General features: G+C 38.3%; 17 protein-coding genes. 11 read left to right on the plus strand and 6 right to left on the minus strand.

Translation table 11 applies throughout. From position 1 onward, the window contains the following. The first annotated feature begins 120 nt into the window (after positions 1-120). From I6E80_RS03910 to I6E80_RS03945, 8 genes are all read left to right on the plus strand, one after another. Positions 121-4,884: a PAS domain-containing protein gene (locus I6E80_RS03910; protein ID WP_197184852.1), complete on the plus strand. Its 4,764-nt coding sequence runs from the start codon at positions 121-123 to the stop codon at positions 4,882-4,884. 12 nt (positions 4,885-4,896) lie between these two features. Further along, positions 4,897-5,379: a GNAT family N-acetyltransferase gene (locus I6E80_RS03915; protein WP_024593105.1), complete on the plus strand. Its 483-nt coding sequence runs from the start codon at positions 4,897-4,899 to the stop codon at positions 5,377-5,379. An 80-nt stretch (positions 5,380-5,459) separates the two neighbouring features. Next, on the plus strand, positions 5,460-5,966 hold the full coding sequence (locus I6E80_RS03920; protein ID WP_197184853.1) for a hypothetical protein: 507 nt from the start codon (positions 5,460-5,462) through the stop codon (positions 5,964-5,966). 12 nt (positions 5,967-5,978) lie between these two features. Beyond that, the gene (locus tag I6E80_RS03925; RefSeq protein ID WP_197184854.1) at positions 5,979-6,590 is read left to right on the plus strand and encodes a superoxide dismutase; all 612 of its coding nucleotides are present in this window, start codon (positions 5,979-5,981) and stop codon (positions 6,588-6,590) included. 74 nt (positions 6,591-6,664) lie between these two features. Then, the gene (locus I6E80_RS03930; protein WP_197184855.1) at positions 6,665-8,017 is read left to right on the plus strand and encodes a DNA-3-methyladenine glycosylase 2 family protein; all 1,353 of its coding nucleotides are present in this window, start codon (positions 6,665-6,667) and stop codon (positions 8,015-8,017) included. Continuing rightward, on the plus strand, positions 8,017-8,487 hold the full coding sequence (locus I6E80_RS03935; RefSeq protein WP_076924193.1) for a methylated-DNA--[protein]-cysteine S-methyltransferase: 471 nt from the start codon (positions 8,017-8,019) through the stop codon (positions 8,485-8,487). The genes I6E80_RS03930 and I6E80_RS03935 overlap by 1 nt, the downstream gene beginning before the upstream one ends. 75 nt (positions 8,488-8,562) lie before the next feature. Continuing rightward, on the plus strand, positions 8,563-9,354 hold the full coding sequence (locus I6E80_RS03940) for an amino acid ABC transporter substrate-binding protein (RefSeq protein ID WP_165735889.1): 792 nt from the start codon (positions 8,563-8,565) through the stop codon (positions 9,352-9,354). A 350-nt stretch (positions 9,355-9,704) separates the two neighbouring features. Then, entirely contained in the window at positions 9,705-10,298 is a 594-nt protein-coding gene (locus tag I6E80_RS03945; RefSeq protein WP_007582344.1) for a thymidine kinase, read from the plus strand. Here the strand turns inward: I6E80_RS03945 and ltaE are convergent. After that, entirely contained in the window at positions 10,272-11,276 is a 1,005-nt protein-coding gene (ltaE, locus tag I6E80_RS03950; RefSeq protein WP_197184856.1) for a low-specificity L-threonine aldolase, read from the minus strand. The two genes, I6E80_RS03945 and ltaE, sit on opposite strands and share 27 nt — an antisense overlap. A gap of 40 nt (positions 11,277-11,316) precedes the next feature. Further along, positions 11,317-12,249, minus strand: a complete 933-nt coding sequence (gene rlmF / locus I6E80_RS03955) for a 23S rRNA (adenine(1618)-N(6))-methyltransferase RlmF (RefSeq protein ID WP_197184857.1) — start codon at positions 12,247-12,249, stop codon at positions 11,317-11,319. 128 nt (positions 12,250-12,377) lie between these two features. Between rlmF and I6E80_RS03960 the strand changes: the two genes are divergently transcribed. Then, positions 12,378-13,280: an alpha/beta fold hydrolase gene (locus tag I6E80_RS03960; RefSeq protein ID WP_024600543.1), complete on the plus strand. Its 903-nt coding sequence runs from the start codon at positions 12,378-12,380 to the stop codon at positions 13,278-13,280. Positions 13,281-13,642: 362 nt separating this feature from the next. On the opposite strand, the gene I6E80_RS03965 is transcribed toward I6E80_RS03960, so the two are convergent. The 3 genes from I6E80_RS03965 to I6E80_RS03975 form a co-directional block, all read right to left on the minus strand. Beyond that, positions 13,643-15,076, minus strand: a complete 1,434-nt coding sequence (locus I6E80_RS03965; protein ID WP_197184858.1) for a sulfotransferase — start codon at positions 15,074-15,076, stop codon at positions 13,643-13,645. A gap of 250 nt (positions 15,077-15,326) precedes the next feature. Next, complete coding sequence (locus I6E80_RS03970; protein ID WP_076925741.1) at positions 15,327-17,909, minus strand: TonB-dependent siderophore receptor; 2,583 nt, start codon at positions 17,907-17,909, stop codon at positions 15,327-15,329. A 316-nt stretch (positions 17,910-18,225) separates the two neighbouring features. Continuing rightward, entirely contained in the window at positions 18,226-18,396 is a 171-nt protein-coding gene (locus I6E80_RS03975; protein ID WP_076925739.1) for an oxidoreductase-like domain-containing protein, read from the minus strand. A gap of 105 nt (positions 18,397-18,501) precedes the next feature. Here I6E80_RS03975 and I6E80_RS03980 point away from each other — a divergent pair, with 105 nt between their 5' ends. Together I6E80_RS03980 and I6E80_RS03985 are read left to right on the plus strand one after the other, a co-directional pair. Next, complete coding sequence (locus I6E80_RS03980; RefSeq protein ID WP_024600540.1) at positions 18,502-18,924, plus strand: hypothetical protein; 423 nt, start codon at positions 18,502-18,504, stop codon at positions 18,922-18,924. 87 nt (positions 18,925-19,011) lie between these two features. Beyond that, the gene (locus I6E80_RS03985; RefSeq protein ID WP_197184859.1) at positions 19,012-20,373 is read left to right on the plus strand and encodes a M17 family metallopeptidase; all 1,362 of its coding nucleotides are present in this window, start codon (positions 19,012-19,014) and stop codon (positions 20,371-20,373) included. Positions 20,374-20,393: 20 nt separating this feature from the next. Here the strand turns inward: I6E80_RS03985 and I6E80_RS03990 are convergent, their stop codons facing one another. Next, positions 20,394-20,780: a VOC family protein gene (locus tag I6E80_RS03990; RefSeq protein WP_024600538.1), complete on the minus strand. Its 387-nt coding sequence runs from the start codon at positions 20,778-20,780 to the stop codon at positions 20,394-20,396. Positions 20,781-20,818 lie beyond the last annotated feature (38 nt).

A 20,818-nucleotide genomic window follows, 5' to 3' on the forward strand; every position in this document is an offset into this window, starting at 1 on the left:
AAGTTTGTCGCGCTAAATGTCGAGTTTTTAAGGAGTTTACGGCTCAAAACTTGCGTCTTTATATATTTAGTGCATTAATGTAAGTAATATTAAATGATTAAAAGCTGCTGGGTATTAAGCATGGACAAAGGTTTAAACTTTGGTGAATTAACAGGTAAAGGACAATCTGTTCGAAGTAAGTTAATTATAACCTTTATAATTATAGCTTTAGTGCCGCTTTGTATACTTACGTGGTTTAGTCTTGAACACGTAAATCGCACCCTTAAACAAAATGCAGACACCGAACTTAACGAGCTTAATAATATAGGCAAGCAATTTGCTGATATTTGGTTTGCAGACCATGTTAAAGATTTATATTTGCTTAGGTCACAACTTGATATTAGCTCTGCTAAAAAACAAAAATTAATAAATCAATTTGTTGAGCAGTATGACTTCGTTAATCATGTAGAGCTTATAGATATAAACCTTGTTAACTCACGACCTTTATCACCTTTTTTTGATGTTATTAAAGAGCAGCGCTTTGACGACATACGCACAGGTATTAAAAATACAGGCAAGATTCAGTTTCAGTCAATGACTGCCTCAGGGCGCGACTATCATATTATTGGCTTGCCAGTATTAAATGATGAAAATAAGTTACAAACAATATTGATCGCAGATATAAATTTAAACGGCTTATTAAATAATTTAAGTAAAATACACGCTGCTAATAAAGACATAACATTTTATGTTATGTACAAAAATAAAATTCAAAAAAGTAATAATTCAGACGATACCCAACCACTATTTTTCTCTCAAAACGGATCACCAACACAACGTGTTTTTACTTATAGTGATAAGAATGAAGTCACTTTATATGGGTATATTAATTCATTAGAGTTTTTAAATGAATCTGGCTGGCAGCTACTCGTATCAAAACCAAAAGAAGTCGCACTACAAGGCGCCAATTATTATAAGCAGCTTGCTGTATTGACTAATACGGGGGCGTTATTGCTTATATTAACGCTGTCTTGGTGGTTTGGTCGCCGGCTTTCTCAGCCTTTAATTAACTTAGCTAAAATTGTTGAAAATATTACAAAAGGCGATTTGGTTAAAGTTCCAATAATAAACGACAGTATAGAGTTTAATCAGCTTTCATTAGGTCTTCGTAAGTTAGTGGACGTAAAAGCAGAGCAACAAAGTATATTACAAAAACAACGTTCGGCACTTCAAATTGCATTAAAACAATTAGCTGAACAAAAAAGCGCATTAGATGAACATGCAATTGTTGCTGTAACCGATTTGCATGGCACTATCACTTTTGTAAATAAGAAATTTTGTGAGATTAGTGGTTTTGATGAGCATGAATTAATAGGCGAAAACCATCGCCTTTTAAATTCGGGAAAACACGAAAAAGAATTTTTTAAAAATATGTATAAAACCCTTAAACATGGCGACATATGGAACGGGCAAATATGTAACAAAGCTAAAAATGGTGATTTTTATTGGGTAGATACGACCATCGTGCCATTTTTAGATGAAAACGGTAAACCACAAAACTATATCGCTATTCGTACCGACATTTCAGCACTTAAATTACAAGAGTTGGAGCTTGAACAGCACAAAACACAGTTACAACTAGTGATTGACTCAACAGCCGTGGGTATTTGGGATTGGTATATCGATTCTAAAAAAGTGACATTTAATAATCGCTGGGCCGAGATTATAGGTTACAAACTCAGCGAGCTTGAACCATGCACTATAGATACTTGGTATACCTTTGCTCATCCTGATGATTTAGCTATATCGGAGAGAAAACTTCAAGCGTATTTTGCCGGCGAGACTGACTATTATGTTAGCGAAGCCCGCATGAAGCATAAAAATGGAGATTGGATTTGGGTTCTCGATACTGCAAAAATAGTTGAGTGGAATACCGATGGCTCTCCAAAACGTATGATAGGTACGCATTTAGACATATCTGATCAAAAATCTACACAGCATGAACTGCAAGGAAGTCGAGATAGGTTTGCATCTTTGGTATCAAATATACCGGGCATTATTTATCGATGTAAATTTGATGACAAATTAAGCATGCTTTATATGAGCGACCAAGCGAGTGAAATAACAGGCTATTCGCCTGATGAGTTGATACATAGCGAAGCCATTAACTTTTTTGATTTAATATGCGAAGACGATTCTACAAAAATAAAAGCTGAAATATTAAGTTGTGTCGGCGCCAAGCAACCATGGTCTGTTGAGTATAGAATTACAGCTCGCGATGGTTCCTTGCATTGGGTCAACGAAAAAGGCCAAGCGATTTACGCAGATGATGGCAACATATTGTATTTAGATGGGTTTATTTTAGATATTACGGAACGTTACAACACTCAATTAGAAATAAATCGTCAGCAAAATTTACTCGAATCAATGAGTAAGCAAGGTCAGATTGGCGCATGGGAAATTGACTTAGAGGCGCATACGCTTTATTGGTCTGATGAAGTTAAAGTTATTCATGAGGTACCAGAGGGTTATGAACCTAGCATAGATACCGCAATTGATTTTTATAAACCAGGAATACACCGAGACACTATAAGTACCTTGTTTGAATGCGCTGTGACTTTAGGTGAAAGTTGGAGTGTTGAGCTTATTATTTTAACTTATTCGGGGCAGGAGCGTTGGGTTAAATCAATGGGCCAAGCAGAGCTTAGAGATGGAAAATGCGTACGTGTTTTTGGCTCGTTTCAAAGTATTGATGCGCATAAGCGACTTGAACTCGAAAGCGAAAAAACAAACAGGTATAACAAAAATTTAGCCGCACTTACTGTTGCCCCTGAAGTACAAAACAGTAATGTAGAACAAGTTAAAAAGTTAGCAGTTAAATCTATGTGTGAAGTGCTAGATATTGCACGCGCCTCGGTATGGATTTTTAACGATAAACGAGATGTGATGACATGTCATAGTTTATACATTAAAGGGCAAGGTTTTGTAGATACAAATGCTGTTTTAACTGCTAAAGACTACCCTGCATATTACAACGCCATTTATAAGCAAAACTTAGTAGCTATTGATGATGTTTATACGCACCCAGCAACGGCTGATTTTATAGAAGTGTATGCAAAACCACTAAATATTAAATCGATGCTTGATGCAGTGATAGCAACTGGCGATGGTAATTTAGGTATTTTGTGTGCTGAAACGGTAGGCGAGCACCACAATTGGACGCAAAGCGAAGAAACGTATCTTCGATCATTAGCTACTTTAGTGGGAAGCTCTTTAGTTTCTCAGCAGCGTAAAGTAATCAGTGAGGAGTTAAAAGTAGCGCTTGTTAAGGCTGAAGATGCAGCGCTTGCTAAGAGTCAATTCTTAGCAACCATGAGCCACGAAATAAGAACGCCAATGAATGGTGTGCTCGGTATGCTAGAGCTTGTTCAATTAGAATCATTACCTAAGCCAATAGAGACAAAAGTAGACATTGCCAAAACAAGCGCACATTCTTTATTAGCCGTGATTAACGATATTTTAGATTTTTCGAAAGCCGAGGCTGGTAAAATCGAACTTGAAGAAATTAACTTTAATGGACGAGATTTAATTGGCGAAGTTGCTGCCGCGCAAGCATTTACTGCTCAAGACAAAGGCATTGAAATAATTTTAGATTTGTTAGCCTTGGAGCCTTCGCAATTATGTGGTGACCCCGGGCGAATTCGCCAAGTGCTTACTAATTTACTGAGTAACGCCGTTAAGTTTACGGCTAAAGGCGAGGTTGTGGTAAGTGCGAAAATTAATAAAATGGTTCAAGGTTTAGAATTTGTTGTAAGTGTAAAAGACTCAGGCATAGGAATAAGTGAAGACAAACAACAGCAATTATTTACTCCGTTTTCTCAAGTAGATGCATCAACAACGCGTGAATACGGGGGCAGTGGCTTAGGGCTTGCCATCTGCAAACAGCTTTGCGAGTTAATGGGAGGAGCTATTTCTGTCACTAGCGAAGCAGGTAAAGGAAGCACCTTTACTGCCTCTATAATGCTAACACCGGGAGATCAAAAAGAGCGTTATATTCCTAATATTAATATGGAAGAATTAACAGTTTTAGTTGTTGATGATAACGAAACAAATAGAATAGTAATTTTACAACAGCTTGAACATTGGGGCGCGAAAGTTGTTCTGGCATGTGACGCACACCAAGCACTTGATATGTGTGCGCAGCAATATAAAAGCGAAAATTGCATGTATGATATTGCAGTGCTTGATATGCAAATGCCAGGAATGGATGGCATAGAGCTTTGTAAAGCATTAAAAGCACATGAACATTATAAATCAATGCCACTTGTAATGATGACTAGTATTGCTGGTATGGAAGGCGCGCAGCGCTATTCTGATGCTGGTTTTCAGGCATATTTCCCCAAACCTGTAACCACTGCCGATTTAATTTCTGCACTGTCAGTCATAACAAGTAATGATGCAGATGAGACACTCCCACTTGTTACGTCAGGTTATATTTCGTCACTCAAAAAAGAAAAGGTGCAGGAACCTACCCAAATATTACTTGTAGAAGATAATCCAATTAATCGGCAAGTAGCTACATTAATGCTCAAAAAGCTTAATTGTGACGTTACAATTGCCGAAAATGGTCAATTAGCAATTGATATATTAAAAGCTCACGATTCAGGGTTCTTTAAGTTAGTACTTATGGATTGCCAAATGCCTGTTATGGATGGTTTTGCTTCAACCGCGGCTATTCGCAAAGGATTAGCGGGTGAACAGCACAAAAATATTAGAATTATTGCTATCACCGCTAATGCAATGGACTCCGATAAAGAGCGTTGTATTACAGCTGGAATGGATGATTATTTGAGTAAACCTATTCAATTAGATATTTTAAAAGATAAATTAGAGCAGTATATTTAAGGTAAAAATACAATGAGCCAACCCGTTATAATACGTGATGCAAAACCAAGTGACGCAAAAACAATTTTGCACTTTATTACCGAACTTGCCATATACGAAAAAGAACCGGATGCGGTAAAAACCGATGAACAAGCAATTTTAGATACTTTGTTTAGCGAAGGGGCAACCGCGCACAGCATAATTTGTTTAGAGGGCGATGAGCCAATTGGTTTTGCAGTATATTTTTATAATTACTCTACTTGGTTAGGTAAAAATGGCCTATACCTTGAGGATTTATACGTAAGCCCAGATAGTCGTGGCAATGGTGCAGGCAAAGCCATTATGAAGCACTTAGCTAATAAGGCGATTAGTAATAACTGTGGTCGTTTTGAATGGGTGGTGCTTGATTGGAATAAACCCGCTATCGATTTTTACAACAGTATTGGCGCAAAGCCTCAAAACGAATGGATTATATATCGCTTAACAGGGCAGGAATTATTAGATTTCGCCAAATAGTTAATGAAAATCATTTGCATTTGGGGTGTTGGGTGTGTAAGTTAAATACACACTCAATAATTAAATGTGCAGATGATTATATGATCTCAGGTCAAAAACAGCCCCACCCAGATCTACTCTATCTTGAGCAAGCATTAAGCCCTTGGCAGTCGAACATAATGCAAGGTAATTATGCATTTGAGCAGGGTGCTTTACTCGAAGCACGCGATAAATACTTATTAGCCAAAACGCTTGCGGATCATCTCCTTCAGCAGTTTTTATATGCTCAGATTAATAACAATGCCATTTATGCTATTGAGCATTGTATACCCGCACTTGTTGTTGCGTCGCATAATTTAGCTGATACCTATATAGCTATGCAGCAGCCAGAAAATGCATGTAAATGGCTATGCGAAATACACCTAACGCTTTGTCCTTTAACAAAGCATACTCATTACGATATACAAAAAGTGAGTAAGCATCATTACATTAAAACTTCCTCTGAACTTGTGTCATTTGCACGCCGGTACCCTTCTTTTCCAGAACTGATTGAGCAAGTTAATTTTTGTTTAAGCTCAAACACACCTTCAAACAAACAATTGCACTAAAAAGGACTATTTATGACGTTTACTTTACCTAAACTAGATTATGAATACGATGCATTAGAACCTCATATTGACAGTAAAACGATGCATATTCACCACACACTGCATCATCAAACGTATATCAATAAAGCCAATGCTGCTTTAGCAGATACTGAGTATGAAAACGTAAATGTTGAAAAATTACTTAAGGGAATAAACAGCCTGCCTAGTAATCTGCAAAAAGCAGTACAAGAGCATGTAGGAGGGCATTTTAATCACAGCTTATTTTGGCAAGTAATGAGCCCACAAGGAGGCGGTAAACCTGAAGGTATTGTGGCTCAGGCTATAAATGAGCAACTAGGCGGTTTTGATAAGTTTAAAGAGGAATTTACAGCCGCGGCAATTAGCCAATTTGGTAGTGGCTGGGCATGGTTATGTGTCACGCCAGATAAAAAGCTGATTATACAAAATAGCGCTAATCAAGATTGTCCTTTAATGCAAGGTAATACACCTATTTTGGGACTTGATGTATGGGAGCATGCCTATTATTTGAAGTATCAAAATAAGCGCCCTGACTATATTGCCGCATTTTATAATGTAATTAATTGGCAAGAAGTACAAAATCGCTATTTATTGGCTATTGGTTGAGTGCCGAATATGGCTAGTAATGTGAATTTTTTTGTATAAGCTAGGCTCTATAAGGTTAATTTATAGAGCCGTTTATGGACACTTCACATTGGCAAAAAGCACGTCAGAGTCGCGATCCTCGTTTTGACGGGCTTTTTTACGTAGCGGTAAAAAGTACCGGTATTTATTGCAGACCTATTTGCCCTGCACCAACGGCTCACGAAAAAAACGTTGTTTATTATCAGTTTGCCCATAACGCGGCGCAAGACGGTTTTAGACCCTGCATTCGTTGCAGGCCTGATAGTGCCCCTGGCAGCGCAGCATGGCAGGGTACAAAAACGACTGCACTTAGAGCAAAACAGTTAATAGATCAAAATGATGAGCACGACTGCGAAAATTTAGCAGCTCGTTTAGGTGTAAGTAGTCGTTATTTAAGACAGTTGTTTAAGCAGTATTTTGGCGTGTCGATTACGCAATATCGATTGTTTAACCAATGTCACTTTGCTAAAAAGCTGATTCAAGAAACACATTTACCCCTTACCGAAATAGCGTTTTCCGCAGGCTTTAAAAGCATTAGGCGCTTTAATGATGCATTTTTACAGCAGTTAAATATAGCTCCCTCGAAGCTGCGTAGTAGCGATAAAAAACCAACGTCAACACTCACATTAACGTTACCATTTAGGCCGCCTTATAATTGGCCTGCTTTGCAGGGCTTTTTGCAAAGGCGTTTGATAAAGCCAATGGAGTGGATAACGCAAACGAGCTACGGACGTACTTTTGCAAGTGAGCAATATAAAGGAAGTTTTACCGCTGAATTTATAGCGAGTAAAAACCACTTTAGTGTGTCTATCAATATAGATAATACGTTGTACTTACAACCTGTTATAAATAATATACGCCGTGTGCTTGATTTAGACGCCGATATTAATTTAATTCAAATGCATTTAAGCGCTAATATAAATAATGCATTTACAGTGTGTGAAGGGCTCAGGCTTCCGGGGATTTGGTCAAGTTTTGAAGCAGGGATAAGGGCAGTACTTGGACAACAAGTCAGTGTTACTGCGGCGCATAATTTAGTAACAAAGTTAGTTGATGAATTAGGCGGAAAAGAGGGGGATGCTGTTTACTTCCCCACAGCTAAAATTGTTGCTGATAGTGATTTTGCTTTTTTTAAAATGCCACAAGCACGCAAAAATGCACTGCACAATTTAGCCCATTTTTGTGCACTAAATCCTGAAAATGACGATTTAGATGAATGGCTTAGCTTAAAAGGAATTGGCCCTTGGACAGTAAATTATGCAAAGCTGCGAGGACAAAGCCAACCCGATATATTACTTGATGGTGATTTAGGTGTTAAAAAAGCACAAGCAGCGGCAAACCCGTTTGAGCCTGCTAATTGCGCTCCTTTTCGATCTTACTTAACTTTTCAACTTTGGCAGCAATTATAATGATAATTCAAACATCAATTTCGAGCCCAATAGACGACATAATTATTCAAGCGACCGAAAAAGGCGTGAGTTATGTTGGGTTTTATCCACCAGTTGAACACCCTTATACGCCATTTGAGCAAGTCACTAACAAGGCGGTGCTTATTTGCGCTGCGCAGTTAAAAGAGTATTTTGCAAAAAGTCGCACTACTTTTGATGTACCACTTGATACAAGCGGTACGGTATTTCAGCACAGTGTATGGCAAGCATTATTAACGGTACCTTTTGGACAGTCGCAAACATACGGTTATATTGCAAACCAACTCAATAACCCAAAAGCAGTGAGGGCGGTAGGTGCTGCTAATGGTAAAAACCCGATTAGTATTATAGTGCCTTGTCACCGAATTATTGGCGCAAATGCAAAGTTAACGGGTTATGCAGGTGGGCTTGATAGAAAACTATGGTTGCTGAAACACGAAGGATTAATGTAAATTAATTTAACGAATATTTTGTATGTTTAGTACTACATACTACACTGTAGATTTAGTTTATAAATAAAAATCACTATGAAAATTAGAACGTTACTTTATATTTTTGTTTTGAAGTGTATTGTGTTTTGCGATGGCGTTACGGCCAAAGAATTACTTTTTTGTTATGAAGATAAAAACGCAGCACCACTATTTTTAGGTGTTGATAAGGCTATACCTATTGATCAACCTGAGGCCTCAGTGGAGGTTTTAAGCTTATTAGATAAAGCGATTGATGGTGTTGAGATTAAATTTGTTCGAAAGCCATGGCGTAGATGCTTAAACGATTTAGAATTTAATCGAGTGAATGCTGTTATTGCAAGTTACCGCACAGGACGAGAAAATGTTGCTGTTTACCCTGTTGATGAACAAGGTAAGTTACAAGAAGAGTATGCAGTAAGTGAATTTGGTAGCTGCCTTATAGGGCGTTATAAATTTCATAAAGAATGGGAGACTCGCGAAGTATTTCAAAATAAAGCATTTACGATAGCTATTCCTAATGGCTATGGGCTAAATAGCGCGTTAAAAGAAGAACCATTTTTTATTCATAATACGTTCTCTAAAAGCAAAGCTTTTGAGTTGCTAGATAAGGGCGTGGTGCAGGCGAGTGTCGATCTATGCCAAGTAGATGGCTTAAAAGTGTCGAGTTACCCTTATAAAAGTAAAAATGTTAAACCTATTTACCCACCGTACGAAACCAGCCATGGTTACCTTATTTTTTCAAAAAAATTCTACGAAGAAAATAGCACTCTAAGCTTGGAAATGTGGCAATGGTTATCAAAATTTGAAAGTGCACCTGTGTATATTAAATACTTACAAACACTTAAATAAAAGGGCCTGTTTATCTTTCGAGGTTAAATTTGCAGCAGCGTATTTGGTTTTTAGGCTAGGCGGAGCCTATGTAGTGTGGTTAGTCCCCATAAATAAACGATAACGCATTATAAATGCCAAACACGCGCTGCCCCTGGGTTTGTCCTAGTAGGGATTTACTCTTTGTTGCTCGGTTTTTATTTAGCTCACTAGGTTACAAATCTCGCGCCGCGATTAAATCCCCCCTAGATAGAACAAATTACAATCCTGAAAGGTCACAGGCCCTGACAAAAATAAAATTCGCGTTTGTAAATTTGTATTAATTTAATATTAAGGTAGCATAAGCGCACTTTTTATAAAATGGCACCGCAATGGCTCAATTATACTTTTACTACTCTGCAATGAACGCAGGTAAATCAACCACGTTATTACAATCTGCATTTAACTATAAAGAACGTGGCATGGAACCTGTCATCCTTACTGCGGCCATTGATGATAGACAAGGCGTGGGTAAAGTATCGTCTCGTATTGGCTTGCAAGCTGATGCGCATGTATTTGATGCTAGCAAAGATGTTTTTGATCTTATTCAATCACTCAACAATGATAAAAAGCGCCATTGTGTATTAGTTGACGAGTGTCAATTTTTATCAAAAGAACAAGTAATGCAATTAACCGATGTGGTTGATGAGCTTGGTATACCGGTATTGTGTTATGGCCTGCGTAATGACTTTAGAGGCGAGCTATTTATAGGGTCGCAATACTTACTTGCGTGGGCTGATAAGTTAGTTGAGCTCAAAACTGTATGCCACTGCGGGCGTAAAGCTAACCATGTACTTCGTACCGATGAAAATGGTGAAGCAATAGCCGATGGTAATCAAGTAGAAATTGGCGGCAATGACCGATATGTTTCGGTATGCCGCAAACATTATAAAGCCGCGTTAAATATGGGCCGACAAAGCATTTAAAAATGTATCAATATCTTCGCGCGTAATATCTAAATGCGTTACTAGCCTAAGCTGCTTGCTTGGGCTAAATAATATACCTTGTTGTTTAAGTGCCTCAGCAATCTCTTCAATGTTTATACTGTTAGTGTATGTTGCGTAAACCATATTAGTGGTGTTACTCATATCGACAGTAAAGCCACTGATTTCACTTAATTGTTGAGCCAAATAACGTGCATTTGCATGATCGTCTTTTAAGCGCTCTATATTGTGCTCAAGTGCAAACTGCCCAGCGGCTGCAAGCATTCCGGCTTGGCGCATACCGCCACCAAGTACTTTTCTCCATCGTCTTGCTTTATTAATAAGTGCTGGTGAGCCTAATAATAAAGAGCCTACGGGCGCTCCCAAGCCTTTAGATAAACAAATAGAAACTGAATCAAAGTGTTTTGTAATTTCAGTGATATCAACATTTAGCTCAACTGCGGCATTAAATGCTCGTGCGCCGTCTAAGTGCAGCGCTAAATTATGTGTGTTAACAAAGTCACGAGCTTGGGCTAAGTACTCAAGAGGCAGCACCTTTCCGCCAATGGTATTTTCTAAACTAAGCAATCGCGTTTTTGCAAAATGGCAATCGTCTGGTTTTATAGCCGCCGCTATTTTACTAAAAGGTATACTGCCATCAGCATCGTTTTCGATAGGCTGTGGTTGCACAGACCCTAAAACAGCTGCGCCGCCGCCCTCAAACTTATAGTTATGCGCATTTTGACCACAAATGTATTCGTCACCTCGCTCACAATGCGCCATTATTGCAAGTAAGTTGGCTTGTGTACCTGAGCTACAATAAAGTGCGGCTTCAAAGTTAAAACGCTTACACGCATAAGCTTCTAGTTGGTTAACGCTTTCATCATCACCATATACATCATCACCAACCGGTGCGCTGTACATAATATCGCGCATTTCTTTTGTTGGTTTTGTAACTGTATCAGAGCGAAAATCTATCATGATTGCCTTATCCTTTTTATTGTTTTTAATAAAATTAGTATTAATCAAGCTCGCTACAAATTTGCTCGCGGGTTTCTTTATCAAAGTAGCTCCATGCAATAAAGCGGCTAATTTTTTGACCTTGTGCCATATCAACTATTTTATATTGTGCTATCGGTTGGGCTTTTAATACTTCTTCAAGGGCTGCAATATTATCTTTTTTGGATACTAACGACGTAAACCACAGTACTTGCTCTGCAAAGTCTTCGCTTTCTTTAATCATATTAGAGATAAACTGTACTTCACCGCCTTCGCACCATAATTCATTATTATGACCACCAAAGTTAAGCGCGTTACTTGGTGTTTTGCCTAAGTTTTTCCATTTACGTTCACTGCCTTTAGTCGCTTCTTCTTCACTGGCATGAAACGGAGGATTACAAAGTGTTAAATGGAATAAATCTTTTTGATTTATAACGCTTTTAAAAATATGTGATGCGTTTTTTTGTTGTTTTAGGGTTATTTTTAAACCATTAAACTGAGCAATTTGCTTTGCTATTTTTACTGAGGTTGCATCAATATCAGTCCCTGTAAAATGCCACTTATATTCACTTGTACCAGTAAGCGGGTAAACTAAATTAGCGCCAGTACCAATATCAAGTACTTTAATTTGCTTACCTAAAGGTATTTGTTGTTGATTATCATCACTTAATAAGTCGGCTAAGTAATGAATGTAGTCAACACGCCCAGGTATAGGTGGACATAAGTTGTGCTCGGGAATATCCCAAAAATCAATATTATAATGTGCTTTTAAAAGAGCTTGATTGAGTGTTTTAACGGCTTTGTTATCACTAAAATCAATGCTTTTAGTCCCTGCAGGTGTTGTTATAACAAACGGCAGTAGAGCAGGGTGCTCTGTTGTTAATAAATCGAAGTCGTACCCATTTTTATGTAGGTTACGAGGGTGTAATTTTGAACGTGCTTTATTTTCTTTCATGGCTTCATTTTAACAACAGATATGATGTAGTGATTGTAACAAATGCTGATGAGTAAAGTGCAGACATTTCCTTTGGTATATTTAATATTGCTGGTAGGATGAGTTGAAAATAATAAAAAGGAATAACTGTGGCGATTTCTCAGCAATCAATAATTATTAATTTAGCTGATCAACAAACACTTCATTTACGCCGTATTAGCGATGAAAATCAGCAAGGGCCTGTCGTATTTTTTATGCATGGAGCTGTAGAAAACGGTAAAATTTTTTATACCCATTCAAATAAAGGACTTGCCCCTTTTTTGGCTGAGCATGGATATAGGTGTTATGTGGCCGATTTACGTGGCCGAGGTGGTAGTAAACCGGTTATTTCAAGTGACGCTAAGTACGGGCAAACTGAAGCCATTTTAGAAGATATTCCAGCGTTTATTAAGCAAATAGAGTCGATTGAAGGCAAGAAGCCTGACTACTGGGTTGCTCACTCTTGGGGCGGAGTATTAATGAACAGCGCGTTTGCACGTTTCCCTCAATATATTAATGATGTAAAAGCGTGTGTGTATTTTGGCTCTAAGCGTTCTTTATTTAATAATCATCCTCAAAAACTATTACAAGCCAATTTAATTTGGTATTTTATGGCGCCTTTACTTGCTAAAAAACATGGTTATTTAAATGCTAAGGGCTATAAGTGGGGAAGCGATAACGAAACTCAAAAGTCGCATTATCAAAGTATGCAATGGGCTAAAAAGAAGCCATGGATAGATTCTGATGATAATTTTGATTATGCAAAAGCGCTAAACAGCCTGCATTTACCGCCAACGCTTCATATTGCTGCGGTAAAAGACAAAGCACTAGCTCAACCAATCGATATTCAAAAATTTATGGACGAATCTGGGCCTGGCATTCAAAAAATGCGAATTTACGGTCGTAAACACGGGCATAATTTTGATTACGATCATATTAATATGCTTACCCACCCAAGTGCGCGTGATGATCAATTTAAAGATTTACTTAATTGGTTTAAAGCACGTCCGTAAGGGCCTGTTAACCTTTCAGGATTAAAATTTGTTCAATCTAGGGGCGATTTAATCGCGGCCCGAAGTTTGTAACCTAGTGGGCTCGATAACTGCTCCTGCGTTATTCTACTGGCTTACATCCATGTAAGAATAAGTAAAAACCGAGCAAAGCTTCCGCGTCCTGCTCACGCCCCTTACCTACGTCCATGTAGGCAACAAAGAGTTAATCGTCCCTAGAAAGAACCCGAAGGGCAGTGGATGTTTGGTCTTTATGCTGCGTTATCGCCTATTTATGGGGAACAACCACACTACATAGGCTCTGCCTTGCCTAAATACCAAACAGCCTACTGCAAATTTAACCTCGAAAGATAAACAGGCCCTAATTAATTCTCATCAAGTAACTTTAAAAGCGGTGTTTTGTAACGCTCCCACTTAGCGATTGCGGCGTTATTAATAGGTTGGCGAATAGCATGTTTACTCAACGTGGTTACCGGTGTTTTTTGTTTATAAAACGCTAAGCAGCGCTCTTCAAAATGACAGTTTAAAAAACCAAGTAACTGCGTTAGCTGCTCTTTTGGGTTACTCACTAAATCTTCGTAACTGACATCATAAATTGGCATATCTTTAAAGGAGTGCCAATGCCTCATCATTTTTTCATACAACTTATGATAAAGCTTAAACTCAGATAGTGAGCAAAAATAAGGCTCGTTTTCAGCAAAGTAATTAGTGAAGATAGAAAATGCGGTGGCATTAAAATCACGACTTAAGTTTATAAATTTAGCATTAGGAAACAGCCTATATATAAGTCCTAGCGATTGATAATTACTAGGCAGTTTATTTATTATAAAAGGTCTGATGGGCGATGCTGTTTTTAAAGTTGTGATATACAGTTCGCGGGCTTTTTTTATTAGGTCAGGCGTTAAATGCGCTAAACATTGCGGGTAAGCAACTCCCGTTTTTTGTTCAATAAAAGCAACTGCGTTATTACTAATACTTGTACTCTCTCCGAGGCTCGAAAACTGACTATGGCTTGCCAACATTTGCTCCAGGAGGGTAGAGCCACTACGAGGCATGCCAATGATAAAAACAGGCGTAATATTACCTGTAAACTTTTCATCGGCAGAGGCAATAAATTCCTCGGTGTTGTGTTTTATTATTTCATCGTAAAAAGGGATTAAATCTTTAGTGTTAAATTCACTTAATTTTTTTTGTAATTTATTCGCCAATATAAAGTAATTAAATGCTTGCTCGGTATCTTCAAGTGCATCGTAACTGTTTGCTAAAGCGTAGTAACACACCATTTTTAAACGTAAATTGCTCGTTTGAGTTAATAAGTGGTGTAAATTACTTACATAATTATGCTCTTTATTAAAGCGGCCTAACTGTACAAGTTCAAATAAAATATAGGCTGTTACTGGGTAGGTGCCAATACTGAGAGCTTGGGCAAACGTTGTATGGGCTTTATCTAATTCGCCATATGTTAAGTAGTGTTGGGCTAAGTAGTAGTGGGGTTCTGGGTTATGACTCGCTAACTTTTTTGCATATTCGAGAACAGTTAACGCATCGTTTGGCGAATTAACACCGTTGAACGCATCTGCTAGTGCATGTAATGGTTCAAGCATATGAGGCATTCGCTCACATGCTTTTTGGAGTAAGTATACAGCAGAGTCATAGCGTTCTAGTCGTAAGGCAATTCTGCCTAAGCCAAATAAAGCTTCACCATTTTCAGGATTACTATTTAATAGCGTTTTAAAATGAAACTCAGCTTCTTTGAGTTTATTTTGTTGCAGTAGTTGGTTAGCTTTATTAAGTAGCATAGTTATACCAATTTTATTAAAAAAACAATCATTCTATCGCATTAAATAGCGTACTCACTGCGTTAAAAATTATTCATATAGAGCAACTATATATCATAATTTTCGCCTTGTTATTACGCTATTTTCTGAGCGCTATAATAGAACACTTATTCAATGCAATTGGTATTGTTCATTATTATTTTTATTAACTATAAAATTAAAAAGGCGAAATGTCTTTAACATTTCGCCTTTGGTTCTTCATGAAAATAGTTTAGAAAGTATATGTTGCTTTCGCGTAGTAAAAGCCACCGTTAATACCAAACGGAGATGTTTCATAGTATTGACCACCCCAGTTGTTATTAGGAATCCCCGTTGCATCTGCAAAATCAAGTTTTTCAGCATCTTGGTCAAACAAGTTTTGAGCGCCTACAGAGAAGCTAACTGATTCATTTAAGAAGTAAGTAACTTCAGCATCAATAGTGACGGCAGCATCTGCTGTTTTAGCTGTTGCATCATAATCAACGTGAACACCTTGGTATTCGCCGTAGTAGTTTGCACGAGCAAATGCAGAAACTGATTCCCACTGCTGAGATAATGTGAACGTTGCACGATGATTAGGTAAGTCTTCTTCTAAGCGCTTAACCTTAAACGCACCTGTAATCTCACTAAATTGAGTTACTTCAGTATCATTCCAGTTATAAGCAAGGCTAAATGTAGAGCTACCGCCCATTAGTTCAGCTGTATAGTTGGCAACTAAATCGATACCTTGTGTTGTTGTATCAAAGTCATTTGTAAAAAAGCTTACTTGAGCAAGACCTTGTACATTAGGAACTCCAGCCGCTGTAAGTGTATCTTTATCTGCTTGGCTTAAGTTGATTTTATCTGATTGGCTAATACGGTCATCTACTTGAATATTGTAGTAATCAAGCGTTAAAAATAACTCGCCGATTGTGTATACAGCACCAAGCGTATAGCTTTGCGATTCTTCCGGCTCAAGCTCTGTACCACCTAATTGCACTGCAATTGGGTTTGTTGGTGGAAGAAGCGCTGAATCTTGTAATACGCCGCTATCTAAGCTTGTTTGTACGTTACTTACGTTAGCTTGACCAACTGTAGGTGCACGGAAACCGCTACTTACAGAGCCACGAATATTTAAATCTTCAGTTAAATGGTATTGAGCCATTACTTTGTAGTTAGTTGTAGTACCAAAGCTGTCGTAGTCTTCAAAGCGAAGCGCCACGCCCATTAGGAAATCTTCAGTAAACGGTGCTTCAACATCAACGTATGCTGCATAGTTACGACGAGAAAACTCACCTGCTTGTGATGGTTTAAAACCAGGGAAGCCGTTAGAGCCAATACCAAAACCTTGTTCTGTTAAAGGGCCTGCAGTGTAAGATGCTTCATCACCAGAAATGATAGTGAATGTTTCTTCGTGCCATTCAAAACCACCGGCAATATTTACATCATAAGCTAAACCAAAGTCGACACCCTTTGATAAATCAAAGTTAAAGTTTTTCTCTAGTTGCTCATATTTACCTGGGCTGAAATCACGTGGTGTATCTGCACCTAAAGAGGCATTAACTGTATCGTAAATAAAGTAACGTGATTCATTTAAGCCCACAGTACCGCTTAAGTCATAGTAAGTATCTTTTAAGAAACCACCAGTGAATCGCCCTTTAGTACCGATAGTTAAAGAAGTATCAGTAATGTTGCCGCCAAAGTTAGGTGTAAAACCACCTGGAAGCGATTCGTTAAATGCAAAACAATCTGGGTTGTTCGCTACACCATTTATGTAAGCTGGATCATCTAGTACGTTGCCATCTGTTATTGCAATAGTAGGACAGTTAGCGCTCATATCAGGTGTTAAATCTGCAACAAGCAGAGTTTCGCCACCATCATTTGAATAAACACCAGAACGCGTTTGTGGGTTACGGTAGTAAAAGCCACCACGTACATCACGTTCAGAGTAGTTACCAAACATGTAAAATTCAGAATCGTTAGTGAGCTCTAAACCCACGTTACCAAAAATTGTAATATCGTCATCAACTTCTGGTGCGCCCCATACTTGTGCTAGCGAAGATACATCAGGAACACCGGCAGCTGAAAGAGCTGCAGCATCGGCACGCTGAACTGAGCGGCTTGTTGCATCTGCTGTTTTGTATTGAAAACTTAAATTAGCAAAGCCATTGTCGGTAAAAGGTAAACCCACGTTACCCGACACTTGTGTTGTATCCCCATCGCCTTCATAAAATTGACCATGGCGAATTTCTAATTTACCGCCTTCTGAAGCGTCTTTTAACTGGAAGTTCATTACACCGGCAATTGCATCAGAACCATACTGTGCGGCTGCGCCATCACGAAGTACTTCTACTTGTTTAATAGCAATGCTTGGAATTACTGAAATATCTGCACCTTGGGCACCATCATTAATACCACCGCCTAAAAACGCAATTACAGAAGCACGATGACGACGTTTGCCGTTTAAAAGAACTAATGTGCTGTCTGATGGTAAACCACGTAAGTTAGCTGGGCGAACAAGAGAGGCTGCATCGCTAATAGGGTTTTGATGTACGTTAAAAGATGGCACGGCACCTTTTAAAAGTTCAAGCATGTCAGTGTTGCCCGACTTTTCAAGCTCTTCGCCACCAATGATATCGATTGGCACCGGTGAATCACCGATTGAACGTGGAGCTGAACGCGTACCTACTACGGCAATTTTCTCTACGTTTTTGTTTACTTTAGTTTGTTGTTGCTCGTCTGCTGCAACAGCAGTACCTGAAAAAAACAACCCTGCAGTGGTTGTAGCTAAAGCAAATTTGATTGCTTGGTTTAGCGCATTATTTTTTAATTTCATTCTAATTTTCCCCAGTTAGAATAATTCTTATTTTTGATGCTAATTTCACATCATTTATTTTTTACTTAATTTTTGTTTCACATAAGTTTGAGGTCTTACCTCAAAAGCCTAATCAATTAAGCTTACTTTTTGTGAAGTCCTATCTACAGACTATAGGTAAAAAACGAGGAGAGCAATTGTTAATTAACCGTTTGATAACAAAAAGGTTCAATTTAATAAAAAATGCAACAGTGGTGCAAAGTGAAGTGAAAATGAACTAAATAAGTGCAAATAGGGTTGTTAAGAGGAATTTTAATGCGTTGGAAATATTAAAATGTTATTTATTTGTTTCTTCCTTGTGTTTTTTAATGTTTTGTATGCAGCGCCAAGCCACTAATTTTTCTTTATATTCATCCCACACACAGGGGCAGCAACTACCGCCGCCACAGCATTCATCAGATTTTGGTTTTTCAGGCTTTTGCGGTATTTGACTTGATAAATTTTGCATTATTGTATGTATTTAATACTAATTTGGTGCAATAAGAGTAAGTGAAAGGCCGTAGCAAGTAAATTATTCTTTGTGAACCTGCGCCGCTGTGTGAAAATAAAAGCTATGCGATTATATAAAGTTATTCACCGTGCGCCTTGGCGGGTAGTTAAAATTAGTAAGAAACGCCAACAGCTGCGTTTTCGTCGTGCTATGGTGGCGCTTAAAATCGCACTTGCCCAAGAAAAACAAGAAACCAAAGAAATGCTCTCTATTTATAGGCGCTATACCCAAGGCCAAACAAGTAAAGAGGAGTTAAAGCGCGCTAATGAACAGTTTGTTGATATTCTAAAAGGGCTAGGGCTCGGTGTGTTTGCTGTATTACCTTTTGCCCCGCTTACAATTCCTTTAGTTGTTAAATTAGGGAGTTTAGTGGGAGTTGATGTACTGCCAAGCTCGTTTAATATAAACAAATCTATTAAAGAACTTGATGCTAAAATAGATCAAGAAAATCAAAAGCAAGAATCCAAAAACAGCTTAAAAAAGTAACTAAAATCCCTTCAAATTAGCGATACCTTTTAGGTGCGCTTATTGATATGCTCTTAAGTACCATTTTTATATTATATGAGCTTTTTAATGAGTGCATTACTACGTCATACATCTTCTGGTATTCCTTTATCTTTTATTCTTAAAAACGAATTATCTGACTGGCAAGCACAGCAGCCTGCATTTATACAAAATTGGTTAACTAATACAGGTTTTGAAAAGCAAGGTGTTGCTTTAATCCCTGATGCTAAAACTGGCGAGTTAAGCCAGGTACTTTGTTTAATGCAAAGTAGCGATGGCTTTTGGGCTGCGGGTAATTTAGCAAATACACTTCCTACTGGTACTTATCAAATTCAAGACGAGAGCGCTTTTGTAGAGCAAGTTGCTTTAGGGTTTGTGCTTGGTGGTTACGAATTTAGTGAATATAAAGAAAAACCAACGGCAAAAGCACAATTAGCCATTAGCGATAAAGCGTTGTTTGACCGTATTAGCCAACAAGCTGATGCCATTACACTTGCACGTGATTTAGTTAATACTCCAGCGGTAGATATGATGCCGCAACATTTATCGCAAGTAATGGAAGATTTAGCTGCAACTTACAATGGCGAATTTTCACAGTGGATTGGCGATGAGTTACTAGAGCAAAACTACCCGACTATTCATATGGTGGGTCGTGCAAGCGAAAATAAACCGCGTTTACTCGATTTAAAATGGGGTGCAACAGATGCTCCATTAATTACGCTAGTAGGTAAGGGCGTATGTTTTGACTCTGGTGGACTTGATTTAAAACCAAGCTCTGGCATGCGTAACATGAAAAAAGACATGGGCGGCGCGGCGCATGTAATTGCACTAGCGCAGCTTATTATGGCAGCTAACTTACCAATTAGATTACGAGTGCTTGTACCCGCTGTTGAAAATGCAGTATCGCGAAATGCATTTCGCCCAGGCGATGTAATTAAAACGCGCAAAGGCATTATGGTCGAAATTGATAATACCGACGCGGAAGGGCGATTAGTATTGTGTGATGCATTAAGCGAAGCACAAAACGACAACCCTGAGCTAATTATTGATTTTGCTACTCTCACGGGCGCATGTCGTGTTGCACTGGGCACGGAGCTTCCGGGCTTTTTCTCAACGCAGCGCGATGTAGCAAATGGTATTATTGATGCAGGTTTAATCGTACATGATCCTGTTTGGCAGCTTCCGTTGTTTGAACAATACAAAAACTTACTAAAAAGTGATGTAGCCGATATGGCAAACTGTGCAAGCACACCGTTTGGTGGTGCTATTACCGCAGCGCTTTACTTAAAAGAATTTGTTGAACCAACAACACCATGGGTGCACTTTGATGTAATGGCATGGAACTTACGTGCATTACCAGGTCGTCCAACAGGTGGTGAAGCGTTAGGTATTCGCGCGGTGTTTACTTACTTACAAAACCGTTTTAACTAATCTTATATGACTATACGGGGTTAAACCTCGTATAGTTCAAGTGGTAAATTATCTGGATCGGCAAAAAAGGTAAACTTTTTGCCGGTTATTTCATCCACTCTAATATCCTCAACGTCTACATTACACGACTCTAAATACGTTTTTGAAATCTGTATATCAGCTACCTTAAAAGCTAAATGTCTTAAGCCTTGTGCTTCGGGATAGCTTGGTCTCGTAGGTGCGCCATAAAACGAAAATAACTCTATTTGACTGCCATCAGGCATGGCTAAATCTAATTTATAAGAGTTACGATCGGCTCTAAAGTGCTCATTAATAACGTTAAGTTTAAGTACGTTGCTATAAAAGTGTTTAGAACGTGCATAGTCACTGCAAATAATGGCAGCGTGATGAATACCTAAAAGTTTCAAATTTAATTCCTTAAAAAGCAAAAACGCACTTAAATAAG

Origin of the sequence: Pseudoalteromonas sp. NSLLW218 (genome assembly GCF_015864775.1) — a bacterium.
Taxonomy (GTDB): domain Bacteria; phylum Pseudomonadota; class Gammaproteobacteria; order Enterobacterales; family Alteromonadaceae; genus Pseudoalteromonas.

Coding starts and splice junctions, on each gene's coding strand:
- I6E80_RS03910 (WP_197184852.1), top strand. CDS start 121: ATGGACAAAGGTTTAAACTTTGGTGAATTAACAGGTAAAGGACAATCT.
- I6E80_RS03915 (WP_024593105.1), top strand. CDS start 4,897: ATGAGCCAACCCGTTATAATACGTGATGCAAAACCAAGTGACGCAAAA.
- I6E80_RS03920 (WP_197184853.1), top strand. CDS start 5,460: ATGATCTCAGGTCAAAAACAGCCCCACCCAGATCTACTCTATCTTGAG.
- I6E80_RS03925 (WP_197184854.1), top strand. CDS start 5,979: ATGACGTTTACTTTACCTAAACTAGATTATGAATACGATGCATTAGAA.
- I6E80_RS03930 (WP_197184855.1), top strand. CDS start 6,665: ATGGACACTTCACATTGGCAAAAAGCACGTCAGAGTCGCGATCCTCGT.
- I6E80_RS03935 (WP_076924193.1), top strand. CDS start 8,017: ATGATAATTCAAACATCAATTTCGAGCCCAATAGACGACATAATTATT.
- I6E80_RS03940 (WP_165735889.1), top strand. CDS start 8,563: ATGAAAATTAGAACGTTACTTTATATTTTTGTTTTGAAGTGTATTGTG.
- I6E80_RS03945 (WP_007582344.1), top strand. CDS start 9,705: ATGGCTCAATTATACTTTTACTACTCTGCAATGAACGCAGGTAAATCA.
- ltaE (WP_197184856.1), bottom strand. CDS start 11,276: ATGATAGATTTTCGCTCTGATACAGTTACAAAACCAACAAAAGAAATG.
- rlmF (WP_197184857.1), bottom strand. CDS start 12,249: ATGAAAGAAAATAAAGCACGTTCAAAATTACACCCTCGTAACCTACAT.
- I6E80_RS03965 (WP_197184858.1), bottom strand. CDS start 15,076: ATGCTACTTAATAAAGCTAACCAACTACTGCAACAAAATAAACTCAAA.
- I6E80_RS03970 (WP_076925741.1), bottom strand. CDS start 17,909: ATGAAATTAAAAAATAATGCGCTAAACCAAGCAATCAAATTTGCTTTA.
- I6E80_RS03975 (WP_076925739.1), bottom strand. CDS start 18,396: ATGCAAAATTTATCAAGTCAAATACCGCAAAAGCCTGAAAAACCAAAA.
- I6E80_RS03980 (WP_024600540.1), top strand. CDS start 18,502: ATGCGATTATATAAAGTTATTCACCGTGCGCCTTGGCGGGTAGTTAAA.
- I6E80_RS03985 (WP_197184859.1), top strand. CDS start 19,012: ATGAGTGCATTACTACGTCATACATCTTCTGGTATTCCTTTATCTTTT.